The sequence below is a fragment of the Micromonospora sp. WMMD1155 genome, assembly GCF_029581275.1.
GTDB lineage: Bacteria > Actinomycetota > Actinomycetes > Mycobacteriales > Micromonosporaceae > Micromonospora.
Genome location: NZ_CP120742.1, coordinates 2,960,001 through 2,978,937 on the forward strand (window position 1 = coordinate 2,960,001; position 18,937 = coordinate 2,978,937).

General features: G+C 69.8%; 10 protein-coding genes and 2 rRNA genes (1 of these 12 running past the window's edge). 10 read left to right on the plus strand and 2 right to left on the minus strand.

Going from position 1 to position 18,937, the window contains the following annotated elements; genetic code table 11:
• Both O7617_RS13455 and rrf read left to right on the plus strand, forming a co-directional pair.
• Nucleotides 1-1,305 (plus strand): 23S ribosomal RNA (locus O7617_RS13455); it begins 1,806 nt to the left of the window's first position.
• An 86-nt stretch (nt 1,306-1,391) separates the two neighbouring features.
• A 5S ribosomal RNA gene (gene rrf / locus O7617_RS13460) occupies nt 1,392-1,508 on the plus strand.
• A gap of 946 nt (nt 1,509-2,454) precedes the next feature.
• Here the strand turns inward: rrf and O7617_RS13465 are convergent.
• Entirely contained in the window at nt 2,455-4,272 is a 1,818-nt protein-coding gene (locus O7617_RS13465) for a VanW family protein (RefSeq protein WP_282264727.1), read from the minus strand.
• Nucleotides 4,273-4,454: 182 nt separating this feature from the next.
• Between O7617_RS13465 and nudC the strand changes: the two genes are divergently transcribed.
• Together nudC and O7617_RS13475 are read left to right on the plus strand one after the other, a co-directional pair.
• Nucleotides 4,455-5,375, plus strand: coding sequence for an NAD(+) diphosphatase (gene nudC, locus O7617_RS13470; protein ID WP_282263882.1), 921 nt, complete (start codon nt 4,455-4,457; stop codon nt 5,373-5,375).
• Between the two features lie 73 nt (nt 5,376-5,448).
• Complete coding sequence (locus O7617_RS13475; RefSeq protein ID WP_282263883.1) at nt 5,449-6,216, plus strand: FkbM family methyltransferase; 768 nt, start codon at nt 5,449-5,451, stop codon at nt 6,214-6,216.
• Between the two features lie 10 nt (nt 6,217-6,226).
• Here O7617_RS13475 and O7617_RS13480 read toward each other — a convergent pair whose 3' ends face one another.
• A complete protein-coding gene (locus tag O7617_RS13480; protein WP_282263884.1) occupies nt 6,227-7,474 on the minus strand; it encodes a polysaccharide biosynthesis protein in 1,248 nt (415 codons plus the stop codon).
• A 245-nt stretch (nt 7,475-7,719) separates the two neighbouring features.
• On the opposite strand from O7617_RS13480, the gene O7617_RS13485 reads away from it, so the two are divergent.
• The 6 genes from O7617_RS13485 to O7617_RS13510 all read left to right on the plus strand — a co-directional run bounded on the left by O7617_RS13485 (nt 7,720) and on the right by O7617_RS13510 (nt 18,706).
• Nucleotides 7,720-9,510 (plus strand): hypothetical protein, encoded by a 1,791-nt coding sequence (locus O7617_RS13485; RefSeq protein WP_282263885.1) that lies wholly within the window; start codon nt 7,720-7,722, stop codon nt 9,508-9,510.
• The gene (locus tag O7617_RS13490) at nt 9,507-9,665 is read left to right on the plus strand and encodes a hypothetical protein (RefSeq protein WP_282263886.1); all 159 of its coding nucleotides are present in this window, start codon (nt 9,507-9,509) and stop codon (nt 9,663-9,665) included. Before O7617_RS13485 ends, O7617_RS13490 begins: the two co-directional genes overlap by 4 nt.
• Before the next feature lie 30 nt (nt 9,666-9,695).
• Nucleotides 9,696-10,505: a glycosyltransferase gene (locus O7617_RS13495; protein WP_282263887.1), complete on the plus strand. Its 810-nt coding sequence runs from the start codon at nt 9,696-9,698 to the stop codon at nt 10,503-10,505.
• Complete coding sequence (locus tag O7617_RS13500; RefSeq protein WP_282263888.1) at nt 10,502-11,944, plus strand: glycosyltransferase family 4 protein; 1,443 nt, start codon at nt 10,502-10,504, stop codon at nt 11,942-11,944. Before O7617_RS13495 ends, O7617_RS13500 begins: the two co-directional genes overlap by 4 nt.
• A 47-nt stretch (nt 11,945-11,991) precedes the next feature.
• Nucleotides 11,992-16,848, plus strand: coding sequence for an alpha-(1->3)-arabinofuranosyltransferase family protein (locus O7617_RS13505; protein WP_282263890.1), 4,857 nt, complete (start codon nt 11,992-11,994; stop codon nt 16,846-16,848).
• A gap of 802 nt (nt 16,849-17,650) precedes the next feature.
• On the plus strand, nt 17,651-18,706 hold the full coding sequence (locus tag O7617_RS13510) for a DUF3068 domain-containing protein (RefSeq protein ID WP_282263891.1): 1,056 nt from the start codon (nt 17,651-17,653) through the stop codon (nt 18,704-18,706).
• Nucleotides 18,707-18,937: the final 231 nt, after the last annotated feature.

Consider the following 18,937-nt stretch of genomic DNA (forward strand, 5'->3'; position numbering starts at 1 on the left):
CCGTACCCCAAACCGACACAGGTGGTCAGGTAGAGAATACCGAGGCGATCGGGCGAACTGTGGTTAAGGAACTCGGCAAATTGCCCCCGTAACTTAGGGAGAAGGGGGGCCGGAGACGTGAAGCCCCGCGCGGGTGGAGCGTTGTATGGCCGCAGAGAGCAGGGGGAAGCGACTGTTTACTAAAAACACAGGTCCATGCGAAGAAGTAATTCGATGTATATGGACTGACGCCTGCCCGGTGCTGGAACGTTAAGGGGACCTGTTAGCTCTTCGGGGCGAAGCGGAGAACTTAAGCGCCAGTAAACGGCGGTGGTAACTATAACCATCCTAAGGTAGCGAAATTCCTTGTCGGGTAAGTTCCGACCTGCACGAATGGCGTAACGACTTCCCCACTGTCTCAACCACAGGCCCGGCGAAATTGCAGTACGAGTAAAGATGCTCGTTACGCGCGGCAGGACGGAAAGACCCCGGGACCTTTACTATAGCTTGACATTGGTACTCGAATTAGCTTGTGTAGGATAGGTGGGAGCCGGTGAAGTCCATACGCCAGTATGGGTGGAGGCAATCTTGAAATACCACTCTGGTTGATTTGGGTATCTAACTTCGGACCGTTATCCGGTTCAGGGACAGTGTCTGGTGGGTAGTTTAACTGGGGCGGTTGCCTCCTAAAGGGTAACGGAGGCGCCCAAAGGTTCCCTCAGCCTGGTTGGCAATCAGGTGTTGAGTGCAAGTACACAAGGGAGCTTGACTGTGAGACTGACAGGTCGAGCAGGGACGAAAGTCGGGACTAGTGATCCGGCACTTGCGAGTGGAAGCGGTGTCGCTCAACGGATAAAAGGTACCCCGGGGATAACAGGCTGATCTTCCCCAAGAGTCCATATCGACGGGATGGTTTGGCACCTCGATGTCGGCTCGTCGCATCCTGGGGCTGTAGCAGGTCCCAAGGGTTGGGCTGTTCGCCCATTAAAGCGGTACGCGAGCTGGGTTTAGAACGTCGTGAGACAGTTCGGTCCCTATCCGCCGTGCGCGTAGGATACTTGAGAAGGGCTGTCCCTAGTACGAGAGGACCGGGACGGACGAACCTCTGGTGTGCCAGTTGTCCTGCCAAGGGCACGGCTGGTTAGCTACGTTCGGAAGGGATAACCGCTGAAAGCATCTAAGCGGGAAGCCTGCTTCAAGATGAGGTATCCCACCCACCTTTGGTGGGGTAAGGCCCCCAGCTAGACGACTGGGTTGATAGGCCGGAAATGTAAGCCCGGTAACGGGTTCAGTTGACCGGTACTAATAGGCCGAGGACTTGACTACTAAGCTGCTACGCGTCCACTGTGCAACTCTGAACAAGCGAACACCCGTGAACTGTTTGCCGGGGTTGTTTGATATGTTCATAGAGTTACGGCGGTCATGGCGGAGGGGAAACGCCCGGTTACATTCCGAACCCGGAAGCTAAGCCCTCCAGCGCCGATGGTACTGCACTCGTGAGGGTGTGGGAGAGTAGGACGCCGCCGGACAATCTTCCAGAACGGGCCACCCCTTCGCGGGGTGGCCCGTTCTGCATATCCGGCATTCGTTCCCGCATACGTCATCGCAGCGGGCCGATAATCGGGGCTGTCCCAACCGGGGCCGTCCCACCGGCCGTTCCGCTACACCGTCCTCCCGGGTTACTCCACCGGGACGATCTGTTAGATCGTTTTCATCGGTCCGTCTCATCGCGCCGTCCTCTCGGGCTACTCCACGGGGCCGTCCCGCCGGCCGTTTCACGGCCGGATGCTGCTGGGGCTGCGCTCAGCCGGCCCCGCAACCGCTACACCAGCCCATTTCTCCGCCGAGGGCTGCACCAGTGTCGGCTCCCGCAGCCGCTGCAACCGATCCACCGCGAGGTGATCCACTCCAGATCGCCGATGTGGGCGCATCCCCAACATCGAATACCGCCACATCGGCGACCTGAAGCCGCCGGGACCGCCAGAGCCGCTGCAGGACCCGCGCCCGCGGCCCCACCCGATCACCACCGCGACGGGGAGCGCCGGCACCGATGGCCACGCCCTCGGACGAGATCTTGGACAGTTTCCGTTACGCGAGAACGCGAGAACGGAAACCGTCCAAGATCTACAGCCAGCGGGGCTGAGCCGACTGTCGACATAGCTACGCCCGAGCCCCGCACCGTAGCCGACAACCACGTCAGGGGGCATCCGCTTCGGGCGCCTCGTCGCGCAGCAGCTCCACCCGGACGCATCATGCCCTCGGGGCTGCCCGGGGCATGCGCTCGGGCCGCCCGGGGCATGCGCTCGGGCCGCCCGGGGCATGCGCTCGGGCCGCCCGGGGCATGCGCTCGGGCCGCCCGGTGGTGCCGCCCCGTGGTGCCTGGTGGCTCACGATCGACTCGGTTTCGGTGATGTCGGTGTATCCCGCACGGGTGGATGCCCCGGTTTCAGCGAACCCGAGTCGATCAGGCGTTCGTCAGGGCTTCGGACCGCAGACGTAGCGGGGCTCTGCGTCGTAGCGCCAGGTGAACTTCTCCCGCTTGACCACTGCCCCACCCTTCTTGATGACCCGGAAGGCGTCCTGGGTGAAACCGTTGATCCCGTTGGTCGCGATGCACGACGGACCGGGCTCCAGGTGGATCAGCTTCGGTGTGGTGATGTTGCGGCGGGGACCGTACTCCGTCTTCACGCTGTCGTAGATCTTGGTGCTCCAGATCGACACGGTGATCGAGTTGGAGGTGTACGACGTGTCGATGAGGACGCCGTACTCGGTGTTGTTGCGGAACTTGAAGTCCAGGTCCGGCCAGAAGATCGTGGACTCGATGACCGCCGGGTACCGGTCGAACCAGTACGAGTGCGGCTTGTGCTCGACGTCCTCCAACCCGGCGTAGTAGGTCGCGTTGAACAGCGTGGTGGTGAACTGTGAGGTGCCACCGCCGACGCCCGGCACCAGTTTGCCGTTGAGGATGACCGGGGCGTCACGGTAGCCCTGTGCGTAGCCGCGTTCGCCGGTGTGGCCGTTCAGGGAGAACGTCTTTCCGGGCAGGACGACGGTGCCGTCGACGTCCTTGGCGATGGTGGTGATGTTCTGGCTGCGCGCGGAGGCCAGGCCGCCGGTGAAGCGGGTGGTGAAGGTGGACACCTTCTCCTTGATGCCCAGGCCGGACAGTTTCTCCGCCGTCAGTTCGGGTTGCGTCGGCTTCAGCTCGCCGGACACCTCGCGGCCGTCCGACTTGGGTAGGACGGCCAGCAGGTCCTGACCCAGGGTCGCCGCGTCCAGTTGCTGGCCGGGTCGCCCGTCGACGACGGTGGGGCGGCCACCGGTGATGGTCATGGTGGCGTCCTTCGCCGGCACCTCGATGGTGTCGAGGTCGTCGCCGAGTGCTGCCCGCAGCCGCTTGACGTCCACCGATGGGGTCAGCTTGCCGGTCTTGTCGGCGGTGAACCGCAGGCTCTTCGCGATGGCGGCGGGCGGGACCTTGACCGAACCCTTGGTCGTGCGGAGGGTGACGGGCGCGGCGACCGCCGGCTTCGCCAGCTCGTTGACGAGCCGGTCCAGTTCCTCCGGGGTGGTCGTCGGGTGGGTCTCCACCAGCGGCACCGTGATCGGTGTGCCGGCCAGCCAACCGGCGCGGACCACCTCGGCGGACCGCTCCGCGTTCAGGGCCAGCCCGGGCTTGGGCTGCACCACCTTCGGCTTGGTGCCCTGATAGGTGATCGCCGGCATGGTCATGCCCTGGGCCTGGTCGCCGAGGACCTTACGGAGGGCGTCGTCCAACCGGGCCACGTCGACGGTGACCACCGGGTCGACGGTGCGGGAGCCGACCAGTCGGCTGACCGGGTGCGCGTCGGCGGCAGCCGCCGCGGCGACGGTCGCCGGCACGTCGACCTCCAGCCCGACGTCGGCCGGGTTGATCTCGGCGGTACGCCCGTCGACGCTGACGGTCAACGGCTTGGCGTGGTCCGCCGCCCGCCGGGCCAGCTCGGCCCGCAACTCGCGGTCGGCGTCCGCGCGGCTCCGGCCGCCCAGTTCGGCGCCGAGCACGCTGGTGCCGCGCGGAACATCTCCGGCGTACGCCCAGGCGCCCGCACCTGCCACCGCGGCGACCACACCACCGGTGACACCGGCGGCGAGCAACATCCGCATCCGGCGCGGGCGGCGCGGCCCGGCCTCCGGCTCCCCGGGGCCGGGCACCGGCGCGTCGGTCGACCCGTCGTCGGGCCAGCTGACCGCGGTGACCTGCACGGTGGGCCGGTCGTCGGCGGGTGGAGTCTTGTCGCCGTACAGCGTCACTGGAACCTCGATCGCCAGGGTGCCGCGGGAGTTTCCCACTCCCGGAGCCACCTACGGTAACGAATGCCCGGCGGTCCTTCGCGGCTACGCCCGCCAGGCCCAGGTACGGCGTGTCTCCCGGCGTGTCGCACGAGCCCGGGGTCGCTGCCGGCGGGGGACCGCGGACGTGGCACGGTGGCCTCGTGGACACGGCGGAGCGGGCTTTGGCGTACGGCGGTGGTCGGCTGGACCGGGCGGGTCCGCTGCGCACCGATCCGAGCCGGATGAACGCGCTGCTCGCCGAGCCGACGACAGTGGTGCTGGCGATGTGGCGGGACCGCTGTCTCGTCGACGGGGACGGCCCGGTGCGGCTCACCGCGGATCGCGCGTCGCTGGTCCGGTCCGCCGCCGGTGAGACGGTGTTCCTGGGGCTGGACGGGGACGTGGCCGTGTTCGCCGTGGATCTGTCCGCACTCCCCGAGCGGTCCGCCGTCGAGATGGCCGGTGCGGTACGTGCCGTCGACGTACGGGCGCTGGTCGGGCGGCTCGATCCGGGTGAGGCGGCCGCCCAGGCGTACGCCAGGGGGTTGTTGCACTGGCACCGGCAGCAGCGGTTCTGCGGGACGTGCGGTGCGCCGGCCGTCGCCGGGGGCGGCGGGCACCTGCGGACCTGCACCGGCGGGGATTGCGGGCGGCTGCTGTTTCCCCGGATCGAACCGGCGATCATCGTGTTGGTCGAGGCGCCGGGTTCGCCGGGGCGGTGTTTGTTGGCCCGGCACGCGGGCGCTGCCGAGGACGCGTTCTCGACGCTGGCCGGCTTCGTCGAGGTCGGCGAGAGCCTGGAGGACGCGGTCCGCCGGGAGATGGCCGAGGAGGCGGGCGTGAGCGTCACCGACGTGACCTACCAGGGGTCGCAGGCGTGGCCGTTCCCGGCCGGTCTGATGGTGGGGTTCCGGGCGACCGCGACGTCCGACGAGGTACGCGTGGACGGCGAGGAGTTGCTGGAGGCGCGTTGGTTCACCCGGGTGGAGCTGCGGGAGCGGGTGGCCGGCGGCCGTTCGCTCGGTCGGCTGGACGCGATCGACCACCGCCTGCTGGAGGACTGGTTGGCAGGGGATTCCTGACCGATCGGGTTGGTTCTACTCGGTAGTAAGTACACCTTTTCAGGTGTGTCGCTGACCCGTACCCTTTGCGCTCATGTCGTCTTCGACCGGTCTGGTGACCGCAGTGAGTTCGCGTGTGGCGTCGCTCCTACCTGACCAGGTCGTGGCGGGAGCGATCCGGGCTGTCTATCCCCGGGTGGAGCCGGAACTCGCGTGCCTCGCGGAGTTCATGCCTGCCGGTGGCACCGCCCTCGACGTGGGCGCCTGGTACGGGCCGTGGACCCAGCGGATGCGCAAGCGGGCCGACCAGGTCGTCGCCATCGAGCCGAACGAGACACTCGCGCGCAGCATTTCGGGTGCGTTCCCCGACGTGCGGGTCGTTCGTGCGGTGGCGTCGGACCACGAGGGCAGCGCGGAGCTGTTCCTGCCGAAGGACGGTCCGGCTGTCGGCACGTCGTCCCTCGAACTGGCTGACGGCAGCTCGACGTCGGTCACCGTCCCACGGATCACGATCGACGGTCTCGGCCTTCACGACGTGCGGTTCATGAAGATCGATGTGGAGGGTCACGAGCTGTCGGCGCTGCGCGGTGCGGCCGGGACCATCGACCGGGACGGACCGGTGCTGTTGATCGAGGTCGAGGAGAGGATCCAGCCGATCGCCCCGATCTTCGATCTCCTGAGCGAGTGGGGCTACCGGGGCTACGTGCTGCCGGAGCGCGAATGGGTGCCGCTCGCCGACTTCGACATCCGGGCCAACCAGCGGGGCGCGATTGCGCGGGTCACCCAGAGCCTGGCCCGACGTGTCGTGCTGCCACGGCCGCGCTACGTCAACTCGGTGTTGTTCAAGCGCGAAGGCAGGTGACCCCGGGCGGTCAACCGACAGTCTGGTGTTCGACGGGGCTCGTCGACGAGGGCCGGTGCGGCACGTCCCGCCGTGCCGGCGTGCAGACCATCACCAGCGCGGTCACCGCGGCGACGGCGAGTGCGCACCACATGATCCCCTGGAGCGTCCGCGGTGCGACGAACATCGTCAGGACGGCCAGCACACCGGCGGCCACCCAGAGTGGGGCGGAGGGCCACCGCGCACCAGCCGCGATCTTGGCGTTGACCACCGCGAAGACCAGCGCATAGAGCGCTCCGGTGGCGGCGAAGAACGGGGCGTACTCGCCCAGTTGCGCGTAGTCCTCACCGCCGGCCAGGCGGAACGCGAAGCCGCCGGCCAGGGCCGAGGCGACGACCAGGACGGCGCCACAGGCGCCGATGACGGCGAGCATGGTGGTGCGGAGGCGGCGGTCACCGACGGCGAGGCGGGGCAGGGCCAGCACCGTGATCACCTGAGGTGCCCAGAGCGCGCCCTTGGTGAGCACGGTGCCGACGGAGTACGCCCCGGAGTCCGCAGGCGACAGCAGTTGGCGGGCGAAGATCAGGTCGGCGTACGACACCACGAGCATTGCCAGCGCGGCGGTGCCGGCGCTGAGCACCCGCCGGACTCGCAGGGCGGTCCCGGCGCTCACCGTGTCGATCGGGTCCGCCGAGGCGGGGCGGGCGATCCAGGCCAGGACCGGCAGGACGAGGTACGCGGTCACCAGGCCGGCGAGGAGCGTGTCCACGACGTCGAAACCGAGGGCGAGAGTGGCGATCATGCCGGCGTACCGGCCGACGGCGAACGCGCTCATGGCCCAGGCGAGGCGCAGGAAGCGCTGCCCGCCCTGTAGCTCACCGAGCCACCGGCCGGCCAGGACGACCGCGAAGGTCGTGGCGGCCACCAGTGCCACGACCGTCACCGACAGCCGGAGGGCGGTCACCATCAGCGGCGTTGCCACGACGACGGCGCCGGCGGCGACCGCGGCCGTGACGACTGTGACGCGCACGGTCGGCGCGCCGGGCTGGCGGGCACGATGGACGGCGACCGCCATCTGCAGCCCCACGCCCGCCACAGCGGCGATCGCGACGAGAGCCAGCACGGTGGCCAGCACGCTCAGTTCCTCGGCCGCCAGGTGCCGGGCACCGACCATGGGAAGCAGGTAGGCCAGGCCGTTCGTCACCATCGCGGCGACCGCCACCGCCGCGCCGGCCGCGCCCAGCCGGCCCGGATCGGACCCGGCCGTCGTCTCTGTCATCGCGCCTCATGTCGGTTCGCCGAGGGGATCGGCTGTGCCCTGAGCCTCGCGACCTCGACGCGGTCAGCGCGTCGACGTCGTCAGGCAAGGTACCGCCCGTTCTCGCCTGTGCCTAGGGCATGTGTCAGCGAGGACTGCTCGGCCAACAGCGGGACCCGCCCTCCCGAGACAGGCCCTAGAGTGCTGTCCGGAGCCCCGGAGTGCGACGTCGGGAGCGCTTCCCGTCCAGGTCTGTGGGGGTCCGTGTGCGCCTTCCGATACCGGAGTTCGGCACGCCGCTGCGCCGGGCTGTCGTCGTACTCCGTAGCTGGTGGCCGGAGATCGTGCTCGGTCTCGGCGTGGTCCTCGCGATCCTCGGCCCGGTGCTCCGCCGGGGTTACCTCCTCCGGTACGACCTGGTGTTCGTGCCGGACCCGCCGTTCGGCGCGACGGTCTGGGGCAGCGGCTCGGAGCTGCCGCGTGCGGTGCCCAGCGAACTGCTCGCGGTGGGCCTGTCCCGGTTGCTCACCGCCGACCTGGCGGAGAAGGCGCTGCTGGCCGGCTGTCTCGCGCTGGCCGCGGTGGGTGCCGCCCGGTTGGCTCCCGTCGGTCACCCATTGGCGCGGGTCGCGGCCGGGCTCGGGTACGTCTGGAACCCCTGGGTGTACGGGAGGCTGCACCTCGGGCAGTGGGCGGTGACCGCCGGGTACGCCGCGTTGCCCTGGGCGTACGCCTGGGTGCTGGGGGTGCTGCGACGGTGGTCGGACGGCACCGACCCGGCGGACGGTGCGGGCCCGCGCCGGCGCTCGGCGGTGGCCGGTGGCCTGGCGGTGGTGTTGGGCGGTCCCGCGATGGTGTTGGCGGCGGTGCTGACCTGCGCGCCGGCGTTGGCCCTGGCCCGCCAGTGGCGGGCGGTCGTCGGGGGCGCCGCGACGCTGGCCGGCCTCACCGCCCCATGGCTGCTGGCGCTTGGCGAGCGCGGAGGCGGGATCGATCTCGACGAGAGGGGGGTCGCCGCGTTCGCTGCCCGTGCGGACACGCCACTCGGCGTGCTCGGAAGTGTCGTCACGCTCGGCGGTGTCTGGAGCCGGCACGCCGTGCCGGCCGGCCGTGACCAGTGGCCGGTCGCCCTGCTCGCATTGGTGCTCGCCGGGGCTGCGGTGTGGGGGTTCGCGTTGACGCTTCGTCGGTGGCCGTCGGCGGCCTGGTGGGGCCTGCTCGTCGGTGCCGTGCTGGGCACCGTGATCGCCGCCGTTCCGGCCCTGCCGGCGGGCACGGCGTGGATGACGGCGCTGGTCGAGCATGTTCCGCTGGCCGGGGCTGTCCGGGATGGCACCCGCCTGCTCGCGCCGCTCGCGCTGCTCCAGGCGGTGGGTCTCGGGATGCTGGTGGAGTCGCTGCTCAGGACGGGCGCTCGCGCGTTGACCCCGCTGGTGGCGTTCGCCCCGGTGTTGCTCGTACCCGGTCTGGCCTGGGGTCTCAGCGGTCAACTCGACACGGTGCGGTTTCCCGGCGAGTGGGCGGACGTGCGTGCGGTGGTGAACCAGGACCCGGTCGACGGAAGCCTGGTCTCGCTGCCCTGGTCGTCGTTTCGTGCCTACCGCTGGGGAGGCAACGTGCCAGTGCTCGACCCGGCGGCACGGGCTTTTCGCCGGCCGGTGATCGGTGACCAGGACGTGCTGGTCGGCCGGGACCGGATCAGGGGTGAGAGCCGCGAAGCCGATCGGGTGGCGGCGGTGTTGGCGGCACCTAATGATCCCGGCCCGGTCCTCCGTCGGCTCGGTGTGCGATACGTACTCATTCAAACTGACCAACCCGGCGCTGTCGGAGTCGAGAACCGTTTCGCGGACGCCGACCTGGTCCGGCGCGGCCCGACATTGACGTTGATCCGTCTGTCTGGTGACGATTCTTCCCGCTCGACGGGGACTGTCGGCATTGTTCCGGCGCTGGGGTATTCGGTACTCGGGGTCACCCTGTTGATCACCCTTTCGTACCCCGCAGCACGGCGGCGGTGCATGTTACTGTCCGGTACCTCTCGTCGAAGGGATCGTCAATGAAGGCATCCTTCAATCCCCTCCTGACCGCGGTCGTCGCCGCCGCGGTGGGGGCCGTGCTGGGAATTCTGGCCGTCTCAATCGGGTCCACCATCACCAACAGCAACACCAGGCCTGCCAACGTGGAGCAGCCCATCATCGTGTACGGCGAGCGCTGACGGCCCTCCATGGAGGGCCTACCTCCTGACGTGTCGTCAGATGCGGTCGTACTCGACGTCGTGGTGCCGGCCTTCAACGAGGCGGACCGACTGCCGGACACCCTGCTCCTGCTGCGGGCGGCGCTGGCCGGTCTCGGTGTGTCCTGCCGGGTGACAGTGGTCGACAACGCCAGCACCGACGCAACCGCCGAGGTGGTGTCGTCCGCGCTGCCCGGCACGGTCCCCGTCCGTCTGTTGTGGTGCGGCGAGCGAGGAAAGGGGTTCGCGGTGCGGACCGGTGTGCTCGCCAGCGACGCGCGCTACGTCGGCTTCTGTGACGCCGACCTGGCCACCGCGCCGGACAACCTCGGGCAGGTGCTCGGCCTCCTGACCGACGGCGTCGACGTGGTGGTCGGTTCGCGGGCGCACCCCGAGTCGGTGGTCGAGGAGCGGCACAGCCTGCTCCGCCGGTGGGGTGCGGTGGCGTTCCGGGGCGCGGTCCGGCAGGTGGTCCGTGGCGTGGGCGAGACACAGTGCGGGTTCAAGTTCTTCCGCGGCGACGTCGCACGGCGAGCGTTCGCGCCACTGCGCTGCGGCGGGTTCGCCTTCGACGTGGAGGTGCTGGGGCGCGTCGAGCGTGCCGGTGCCCGGCTGGAGGAGATCCCGGTCAACTGGGTGGACGTGCCCGGCTCCCGCTTCTCCCCGGTCCGCCACGGCTGGCAGAGCTTCGTGGACGTCGCGAAGATCCGCTGGCGGCTGCGGCACGCCAATGCCGTCTCCACCACGCCGCTGCCGGTCGTCGCCATCCCGGTGGCCCCCGACGTGACCACTGGTGCCGCCACTGTTGGATTGCGGCCGTGAGTGTCGGATCTTCCCCGGTCGCTGCGGCTCCCACCACCGACGTCCCGGTGGTGGGCCGCCGGATCGCAGTGCTCAACTGGAAGGACCCCTGGCATCCCGATGCCGGGGGTGCCGAGGTCTACGCCTGGCAGGTCGCTCGTGATCTGGTTACCGCCGGCGCGCAGGTCACCTTCCTGACCGCCCGGCCCAGAGGCCAGCGAGGCGACGAGGTCCGGGACGGCATCAGGATCGTCCGGGTCGGTGGCCGGTGGAGCATCTACCCCCGGGCGCTGGGTTGGTTGTCGCGCCGCCGACGTCAGTTCGACGCCGTGCTGGACTGCCAGAACGGCATTCCGTTCTTCAGCCCGGCGGTCCTGCCGGCGAGCGTGCCGGTGATATGCGTGATCCACCACGTGCACGACCGGCAGTTCCGGCTGTACTTCGGGCCGCTGGTCGGTCGCTTCGGGGCGTGGCTGGAGGGGCCTGTCGCCCGCCGGGTCTACCGCCGTTGCGTGACCCTCGCGGTCTCGCCCTCCACGGCTACTGCCGTACGCGACCGGCTCGGCTGGACCGGCCCGGTGCTAGTGGTGCCGAACGGAGCGGACGCCGACCATCCCCCACGCGGGTCTCGGGACGAGCACCCCCGACTCGTCTGCGTCGGCCGGGTGACCCGGCACAAACGGGTCGACCTGGTGCTCGACGCCGTCGACCAGCTGCGGTCCGAGCGGCCCGACCTGCGTCTCGACATCGTCGGTGGCGGACCGGACGTGGAGACGATCCGCAGGCAGGTCGACGAGCGTGGGCTGAACGACGTGGTGACGGTCCACGGCCACCTGCCCTCCGCCGCGCGGGATGCCCTCCTGGCCGCCGCCTGGTTGCACGTCTCCGGCTCGTGGGGCGAGGGTTGGGGCCTCGTGGTGGTGGAGGCCGCCGCCGCCGGACTGCCCACCGTCGCCTTCGACGTGGACGGTCTGCGCGACGCCGTACGGCCCGGTCGGACCGGGTGGCTGGTGAGTGAGGGCGAACACCCGGCCAGTGATCTCGCCGCTGGGCTGGACCGCGCGCTGAACGCCGTCGCCACCCCCGCCGAGGCGGACCGGATGGCGAACGAATGTCGACAGTGGAGTGACGCGTTCCGCTGGGCGGACACCGGCCGGCGGGTCCGCGCGGTCCTCGGGGACCTGCTCGCCCCGCGAGCGGTGCCGTGGGCGTCCGGGGACGCCTGTCTCCTGGTCCGGACGCCTGACCCGAACGACCTTTTCACCCGGGTGGCACCACTGCTGCCCCACACCCGGCACGTCGCGCTCGACCAGCGGAGTCTGTGGATCCTGGTGCCGGGTGCCGACCCGGCGGCGATCCGGCAGGTGCTCCGCGACGTCGGCGTACCCGAGGACGCCGTGACCGAGTCGAGGGCGAGTCGAGACGAACTCCTCACCGGAGTTCCGGTACGGCAGTGCTGACCGCGTGGTCGACCGCTCGTCGTGCTCCCGGGGTGCCGTCCGCGACGGTGTCCCGGGCAGTGTGGCGCCTGCGTGAGCTGCTGGTCTGTCTCGCTCTGATCGGCCTGTGCGTCACCCAGAGCCCGGGTCTCATCGTGCCCGACACGAAACTGGACATGGCCCTGGACCCGGCCGGGTTCCTCGCCCGCGCCACCCACCTGTGGGTCGCCGACTGGCAGTTCGGAACCCTGCAGAACCAGGCCGTCGGCTACTTCTTCCCGATGGGCCCGTTCTTCCTCCTCGGTGAGGCGGTCGGTCTCCCGGCCTGGCTTGTCCAGCGGCTCTGGATGGCGACACTGCTCTGCGTCGCCCTCACCGGCGTCGTCCGCCTGGCCCGTGCCCTGGACCTCGGTGGCCCAGCGTCCCGCCTGGTGGCCGGCGCGGTGTTCGCCCTCTCGCCGCGGGCGTTGACCCTGGTCGGCACCGTCTCGGTAGAACTGCTGCCGTACTGCGTCGCACCGTGGGTGTTGCTGCCGTTGGTCAAGGGAGCCGCGGGCGGTTCGCTGCGGCGGGCGGCAGCGCTCAGCGGCCTGGCGGTGGTCTGCATGGGCGGGGTGAACGGCGCGGCCGTCGCCTGTGCCGTCCTCCCGGCCTTCCTCTTCATCGTGACGCGTGCTCCCGGGAAGCGGCGATTCCGCCTGCTGGCGTGCTGGACGGTGGCGATGGTGGCGGCCACCTTCTGGTGGCTCGCGCCGTTGCTGCTTCTCCAGCGGTACGGCTTCCCGTTCCTGCCGTTCACCGAGAGCGCCGCGGTGACCACCGGCGTGACCTCCCTTCCGGAAGCCGTCCGCGGTGCCACGCACTGGGTGGGTCACCTGGCCGTCGACGGTGTGCCCTGGTGGCCCTCCGGATGGGCCCTCGCCACCGTGCCCTGGATGGCCCTGCTCACCGGTCTGGTCGCCTGCATCGGGCTGGCCGGCCTGGCCCGCCGGGACCTGCCCGAGCGGCGGTTCCTCCTCGTCGCGGCGCTGGTCGGGCTGCTGACGCTGACCGCGGGGAACCTGTCCAACGGTGGAGCACCGTTCGCCGCGTCGGTGCGGGAGGCCCTCGACGGCCCGCTGGCCGCGCTGCGCAACCTGCACAAGTTCGACGTCGTGATCCGTCTGCCGTTGGCCCTGGCCACCGCGCACATGCTGGACACCGTCGGTCTGATCGCCGTCATCCGCCGGTTCTCCCGACCCACCGGGATGGCGCCCCGGCGGGTGGCGCTGGGAGTCACCGCCGCCGCCCTCGTCGCGGTGGCCGCCGGTGCGGGCAGCGCGGGCCTGACGGCGGGCGGCGGCTTCCCGGCCCTGCCCGAGCACTGGCGGCAGGCGACCGGTTGGCTCGACCGCAACGCCGGTCCGGGCACGACGCTGCTCGTGCCCGGGTCGAACTTCGCCGAGTACGACTGGGGTCGCCCGTTGGACGAGCCGGTCCAGCCCCTGTTGGACTCGCCGTGGGCGGTACGTTCACTGGTGCCGGGCGGCTCCGCGGGGAACGCGCGGCTGCTCTCCGCCATCGACGAGCGACTCGCCTCGGGTGCGGTCTCCCCGGGCCTGGCCGACGTCCTGGCCCGACTGGGCGTGCGCTACCTGCTCGTCCGCAACGACCTGCGCCAACCCGTCGGTGGCGTCGCCTGGCCGCTCCTGGTGCACCGCGCCCTCGACAGCGCGCCCGGGTTGTCCAGGGTCGCCGAATTCGGGCCGGGTGTGGGACTGCCACCGGATTTCTTCGGGGCCTGGGACCACGGGCTGCGCAAGACGTACCCCGCGGTGGAGATCTACCAGGTGGACCGGCCGACCCCTCGGGTCACCGTGGCTGATGCGGCGCAGCCGCTCGACCTGGTCGGTGCGCCGGAGACCCTGCTCGACCTCAGCGACGCCGGTGTCCTCGGCAACCGGCCGGTGATCCTCAACGGCGACGGTCCGGCTGCCCCGGGTGCGGGCACGGTGCTCGCCGACAGCCTTCGCCGACGGGAGGTCGACTTCGGCCTTGTCCGTGGCAACACCTCGCGGACGTTCACCTCCGACGACCGGCCACGGCAGGTGCGCGCGGTTCACGACGTCGTCGACCCCGCCTGGGACGCGTCGTTCACCTCGGCCGGATACACCGGGATCACCGATGTGCGGGCCTCCTCCAGCGCGGCCGACGTCGCCGGTCCGACCGGGCTGCGTGACCCGTCCGCCGGGCCGTTCGCGGCCCTGGACGGCGACAGCGGTACGGCCTGGTTGACCGACGGCGCCCGCAAACCGGTGGGCCAGTGGCTGGAGGTCCGGTTCCAGGGGGCGGTCCAGGTCGGTTTCGTGGACCTGAAGGTGATCGACGACGAGATGGTCGCCGCGCCGGTCACGCGAGTCGAGATCAGCACGGCCAGCGGTACCTCCGTGCACCAGATGACCGACGCCGGTCGAAACCCGCAGCGGTTGGCGATTCCGGCGGGGCGTACCAGCTGGATCCGCGTCGTCATCGACGGCGTCTCCGGCATGGACGTGCCGGGCCGGCGCGCGGGCATCCGGGACCTTCGGGTGCCGGGGGTGAACCCTGAGCGTCACCTGCGGCTGCCGGCACTGCCCGAGACCAGCGGCGCGGCGGAGGTCGTCGCGCTGGCCCGGAGAGCAGTCGACCGACCGGCCTGCACCGCCGCTGACGACCACTACCTCTGCGCGCCCGACCTGATCCGGCAGAGCGAGGAGACCGGCTTGGCACCCCGTCGCTTCGATCTGCCGAGCGCGTCCTCCGCCAGCCTCACCGGCCTGGCCCGTCCGACGCCGGCCACCGCTCTCGCCGTGTACGACGAGATGGTGGGCGGTGAGACCTTCACGACGTCCAGCGCCCGGTTCGCCGACCCGGTCGCCTCGTCGCGGGCGTTGGGCGACGGCGACGACGGTACGAGTTGGTTGGCGGATCCGGACGACGCCCAGCCGACGGTGACACTGCGCTGGGCGAAGGCCCGGAAGGTCAGTTGGGTGCGGTTGCGGTTCGGGGCGAGCCTGGTCGCGGCACCGCCGAGGACACTGCGGATCACCGGCGACGACGGCATCCGGGAGGTGGCCATCGACCCGGACGGAGTGGCGCGCTTCCCGGCCCTGCGCACGAGCAAGCTCTTCATCACGGTGACCTCGACGGTGCCGCGCAACAGTCGATCGGCTGCGTTCTTCGAGCTGGAGGCCCTTCCGGTGGGTCTGAGCGGCATCGACGTGGAGGGGGTGGCCGAGGCCAACCAACCCCGAGGCATCGACCGTGCCGTGACGTTGCCCTGTGGCACCGGGCCGACGGTCGTCGTCAACGGCACGTCGGTGCCGACGGTCCTGTCCGGCACCCTGCGCGACATCCGCGACCTGCGGCCACTGCGGTACCGCGCGTGCACTGTCGAGCCGGCGGCCAAGGCCAAGGCGAAGCCGAAGGTGGACGCCGACCAGGTCGCGCTGCGGACCGGTCAGAACGAGATCTCCGCCCCGGCGGACCGGTTCGTCGTCGACAGCGTGATCCTCAGCGGTACGACAGCGGCGCGAATGGCCGACGAACCGGCCCGCCAGACGGTGACAGTGCTCTCCTGGACCGACGAGCACCGGTCGGTCGAGGTCGGTCCCGGTGGCAGCAGCTACCTGGTCGTACCGGAGAATGCCAATCCCGGCTGGCGTGCCACGCTCGACGGCGTCCGGCTCGAACCGACCCGCGTCGACGGGTGGAAACAGGCCTGGCTCGTGCCGGCCGGTGCCGCCGGCCGGGTCGACCTCGTCTTCACACCGGGTCGGCAGTACGACACCATCCTGCGGGTCGCCGGCGGTCTCCTGCTGCTGTTGGTCGTCGCGGCCCTGCTGCCCGCGCGCCGCCACCGACCGTCCTACCCGGTGGTGCCGACCACCCTGGCGACCGCACCGCTGCTCGCAATCGGCGTACCGGCGCTGCTCGGCGGTCTGCTCGGCTTCGGCTGTGCGCTCCTGGTCGTGCTGCGGCACCGCCGTCGGATGCCCACGCCGAAGTGGATCTGGGTGCCGGCCGCGGTGGGTCTCGCGATCTACGGTTCCGAGCGGTGGTGGTTGTGGCGCGTCGGCGCGGAACCGGTGGCGGAGCTACTCGGCGTGCTCCCGACGGCCCTGCTCCTCCTGGCTGTCGCCGCCCTCGTGCTGCGGTCCCGGCGGGTTCGTGGAAAGTACGAGTCGCGTCGCGAGAGCCGGCTGTTCGGCTGGGCCCGACGTGACAGCCTGCGACGCCGGCGTTTCCACGGGGACGACGGACGAAGCTCCGGCCCGGCGGTCGTGGGCCCGCCTCTCCAGGAGTCTGCGCAGCTGCTGCGTCGGCCGCTCGATGAGGTAGTAACTGGCGGCCGCGACCGGGATGGTCAGGGCCAGGGTCACCATCAGAAGCACCCAGAACGAGCTTTGCGTCCGGGTGAAACCGAGCAGTCGGAAGCACGCCTCGAGGGCGAGGATGTGCCAGAGGAAGATGCCGTAGGAGATTCGGCCGAGGAATCTGACCAGCGGCTGAAGCAGGACAGCGCGGGGCACCCCGCCGGACCCCCGCCCGACGAGCGGCGCGATCACGCACCACGTGATGAGCAGGAACAGCAGGTGCTCAGTGATCGACTCGACCGGAGTGGCGGATTCCAGGCCACGCGGCCCGGCGATCGGCGTGCTGGCGATCCAGAGCAGCACGCCGGCGATCACCCACGACGTCCCGGGAGCGAACGTGAGGACGCGCAGCCCGCGCGGCGTGCCGAACCACAGATCCTTCTCGCCGCGGTCGGACCCGTCCGACCCCAGGTGCGGGAGGAACGGAGAGGAAGTGGTGCTGGGAGGCCAGGAGGCGAGAACGGCCAACATGATCCCGATCCCGAACCAGTCCAGGAAGGCGGGCAGCCAGAGCCACGACATCTGAGGTAGCGGCGAGTCGGGCCCGTGCGCGAACACGTTCCACACGAGACCGGCCAGGACGAGTGCGATGCCGAGCGTCAGCTGGCGTCGGGCGCGCGCCAGCGGGGTTCGGCCGCCCATCCGTCGGCCGAGCGCCGCGATCAACGGCAGCGCCAGGTAGAAGACCGCCTCGGTGGCGAGGCTCCAGGTCTGCTCCACTCCGACCGGCAGCCGCAACGGTTCATATATGTGTACGAGTAGGAGGGGTATTGCCCAGTCCCAGAGTGACCTGAGGTATTCGATGTTGAGCCAGGTCAGTGCGACAACCGTCACTGCCCAGTAGCCGGGCAGAATGCGCAGTGCGCGATGCCAGAGGTATCTGCGTACTGGCGGTTTCGGCTGCGCCTGAATTGCTGCGCGCGCGAATGGCCGGTAGAGGAGGAAGCCCGACAGGGCAAAGAAGATCGCCACTCCCACGTCCATCCTGGCCAGCACTCCACCAGCGAGTTCGGACGAGTAGGTGAGTCCGCTGAGGAACGACACGTGGTGAAGGAGAACCGCGAGCACCGCTATGGCCCGAAGGCCTTCCAGGGCGGGCAGGAAGTCATCCGTACGACCACTATTCGGCTCGGTCGGACGGCTCGCCCCGCTGTTCGGGGCTGCTTTTGCTGGTCGGCTCACAGGTCCTCGACATCCCATTTGTTATGACAGCCGTACGGCCGCATCCGGCCATGTTCCGCACGGCTCGGAAGGCCGCGTCGGACCATATCTGAAATCGGTCTCGTCATGTACTGTCAGCCGACTAGTCCACCAATACAAGGGGAGGAGTTACATGCGACCCACGCCGGGTGCCATCTTGGTGGCGGCGGGCACGTTCCTGATCGTCGGGGCCGTGGCGACGCCGCTGGTCGTCGCGCCCGCTCTCGTCAAGGTGCCCTTGAACCAGAGTTCGGTGACGGTCTCGAAGGCCCAGAACGCGACAGTGCTCGATTTCGGCACGCTGTCGGAGAAGACCGGGATCAACCTGACGGCCCACCGGGCTGTCCGGGGTGATGTCGCCGCCGGCAACGACGATCGGGCGGTCTTCAACGTCGGCGTCCGGGTGATCAACGACGCCGAGCCCGACCGGGAGAAGCAGCAGGTCACGGTCAGTACGGACCGGGTGGCCCTCGATCGGCGTACGGCGATGGCCGTCGCCTGCTGTGCCGAGGACATCAACGGTGCGCCCTTCAAGCACGAGGGCCTGACGTACACGTTCCCGTTCGGGACGGAGAAGAAGACCTACCAGTACTTCGACAACACCGCTCGCAAGGCGTACCCCGCCAAGTACGTGAGCACGGAGAAGCTGCAGGGGTTGACCGTCTACAAGTTCGAGATGACTGTCGAACCGATCCAGATCAGCGAGATCAAGGTCCCGGGCAGCCTGCTGGGTTCGACCGAGCAGGTCGTCAACGCCGGCCGCTACTACGCCAACACCCGCACCTTGTGGGTGGAGCCTGACAGCGGCGTGATCGTCAAGGGTCAGGAGAAGCAGTTGCAGACGCTCCGGGACGCGACCGGTGCGGACAAGATCAAGATCATCGACGCGGACCTCGCCTTCACCGAGGACACCCAGAAGCAGCAGGCCAAGGCTGCCAAGGACGCGCGTGCTCAGATCAACCTGCTGACCACTGTGGTGCCTGTCGTCCTCGGTCTCCTCGGCCTCGTTCTGGTGCTGATCGGCGTGTACCTCGTCGTCCGTGCGGCTCGCCGCAAGCCTGACGCGGCACCGGTGGCGGCCGACGACCAGCCGACGGCCGACCTGCCGTCGCAGCGGTCCCCGGAGCCGGTCGAGGAGCCCACGGCACCGGCCGGCGGACGCCACGCCGCGGAGCGCACCGAACCGTAAGCCACACACCCCACCTCACCGCCGACCTGACCGGGCCGGCCGACCCGACCGGGTCGGCCGGCCCGGTCGGGTTCACCGCCGACGCCCCCGCGCCGCAGCCCAGAATCCAGCACCCGTCAGTAATCACCCACCGCCGGCCCTCCTCGCGACGGGCGAGCGCTTTACATTCGTTATCTTATTGTAATTCGTCAATATATGGTCACGCTCCGTCTCGACAACCTCTGTTCTCAG

Excerpts from the sequence above, each read along its gene's own strand:
- O7617_RS13490 (WP_282263886.1), top strand. The coding sequence starts at position 9,507 with ATGAAGGCATCCTTCAATCCCCTCCTGACCGCGGTCGTCGCCGCCGCG.
- O7617_RS13480 (WP_282263884.1), bottom strand. The coding sequence starts at position 7,474 with ATGACAGAGACGACGGCCGGGTCCGATCCGGGCCGGCTGGGCGCGGCC.
- O7617_RS13475 (WP_282263883.1), top strand. The coding sequence starts at position 5,449 with ATGTCGTCTTCGACCGGTCTGGTGACCGCAGTGAGTTCGCGTGTGGCG.
- O7617_RS13510 (WP_282263891.1), top strand. The coding sequence starts at position 17,651 with ATGCGACCCACGCCGGGTGCCATCTTGGTGGCGGCGGGCACGTTCCTG.